Source organism: Paenibacillus arenosi (genome assembly GCF_014841135.1).
Lineage (GTDB): Bacteria > Bacillota > Bacilli > Paenibacillales > Paenibacillaceae > Paenibacillus_B > Paenibacillus_B arenosi.
Genome location: NZ_JACYTN010000053.1, coordinates 1 through 1,415, shown reverse-complemented (window position 1 = coordinate 1,415; position 1,415 = coordinate 1). Strand labels below are relative to the sequence as shown.

The window sequence follows — 1,415 nt, the reverse complement described above, 5'->3', positions numbered from 1 at the left end:
TATGATTATGTAAACTGGTTTAATAAACATCGTGTTCATGGCACACTAGGCTACATGACGCCAGTTCAGTACAAAGCAGAGGCCCTTAAAAAAGTTGTCTGATTCACTGTTGACAGTCCAGGTGTACATGGTTGGGTAGACATGTATAGCGGTCCCAAATTAGTAGGACATCGGCAACAGGCGCCAACTGAAAGTTGGGATTATGTAGTCGCTAATATTAACGCTTATTATCTAACAAACCATACTTATGCACAATATAGAGGGGTGGCTATACACGAGCTAGGTCACGCGCTTGGTTTAGCACATGAACGGGATGGAACACCTTCAATTATGAATGATAATTTAAATATACCTCACACGTATTTAGTACCACAACAGGATGATATTAATGGAATCAACAATCTCTATTAAGTATAGGGGAGGGGCATATAGATGAAAAAAATAGTAATAACTCTTCTGTTGTTTGCTATGGTCTCTATATCAATGACTGCTTGTGGGAAAGAAGAACATACGGCAAATTACAAAGAAGGACATAGCGTAAATTACGACAACGCATTATTAGCCACTCATTACAATGCACTTGAAGAACTAGCTTATGATGCTGGACTAATTATTGAAGCAGAACTGACCGGAAAAACGAAAGAAATCCCGTTTAGAAGCACTAGGTATAAACTGACTGAAGTTAAAGTAAAAAAAGTGATTAAAGGCGATGTAGCATTAAATTCTAATGTGGTTCAACTTCTTGAGATCGCTTCCCTTAGTATGGACCCACACAAGAACAATATCTTATTTTTAGATAAATATGAAGGCCCAGTAACAAATGATGCACACGTTGTTGTAGGACTTTATCAGGGGAGATTTAAAATCAACGACGATAATCTAGTCGTTTATGACGCCGATAAAAGTAATGGAGTTAAGCATTTTCAAGCAGCTGTTGAAGGTCTAGATACAAGAACATTTGAGCAACAAATTCAAGAAGCTATAAAGAACGCTAGACCCCCTAAGTCGAATCTACCGCAATTAAGTGAAGCAGAACAAAAATTAGCGGAAGAAGAAAGTCATAAGATATTCTTAGAAGATAGAAAACGGATTGAGGAAGAGGAGAAACGAATCGCGGAAGAAAAGAAACTGAAAGAGGGCGCTAACAAGTAGGCAATAGTAACAGCGTTAAAGTTAAAGAGCTGAGGGGAACCATTGAAATGACCACCAAAAGTTAGACTACTCTATAGTTAAGCGGCTTCTAAGGCATTCCCTTTGCGCGACATACTTTGCGTTATCCCTCTTTCTTGCAATGGATAGGCTACACTTAGTTGGACAGAAAAAATAAGGGCTAGTAGAATAAACACATCATAACTAGGAGCGGATCTACTATGCCAAGACAAAGACGTACATTTACTGCTGAATTTAAGAGACAA

At 38.4% G+C, this 1,415-nt stretch carries 4 protein-coding genes; 3 read left to right on the top strand and 1 reads right to left on the bottom strand.

The features are described 5' to 3' along the window. The 3 genes from IFO66_RS24460 to IFO66_RS23590 all read left to right on the top strand — a co-directional run. Positions 1 to 102, top strand: a 102-nt coding sequence (locus IFO66_RS24460) for an IS3 family transposase (protein ID WP_192027340.1), incomplete at its 5' end; no start/stop codon positions are given. Between the two features lie 39 nt (positions 103 to 141). Then, complete coding sequence (locus IFO66_RS23595; protein WP_192027461.1) at positions 142 to 411, top strand: matrixin family metalloprotease; 270 nt, start codon at positions 142 to 144, stop codon at positions 409 to 411. A gap of 21 nt (positions 412 to 432) precedes the next feature. Continuing rightward, positions 433 to 1,152: a hypothetical protein gene (locus IFO66_RS23590; RefSeq protein WP_192027460.1), complete on the top strand. Its 720-nt coding sequence runs from the start codon at positions 433 to 435 to the stop codon at positions 1,150 to 1,152. Between the two features lie 77 nt (positions 1,153 to 1,229). On the opposite strand, the gene IFO66_RS23975 is transcribed toward IFO66_RS23590, so the two are convergent. Further along, on the bottom strand, positions 1,230 to 1,415 hold a 186-nt coding region (locus tag IFO66_RS23975), incomplete at its 5' end, for a hypothetical protein (RefSeq protein ID WP_225446025.1).

Excerpts from the sequence above, each read along its gene's own strand:
- IFO66_RS23595 (WP_192027461.1), top strand. The coding sequence starts at position 142 with ATGTATAGCGGTCCCAAATTAGTAGGACATCGGCAACAGGCGCCAACT.
- IFO66_RS23590 (WP_192027460.1), top strand. The coding sequence starts at position 433 with ATGAAAAAAATAGTAATAACTCTTCTGTTGTTTGCTATGGTCTCTATA.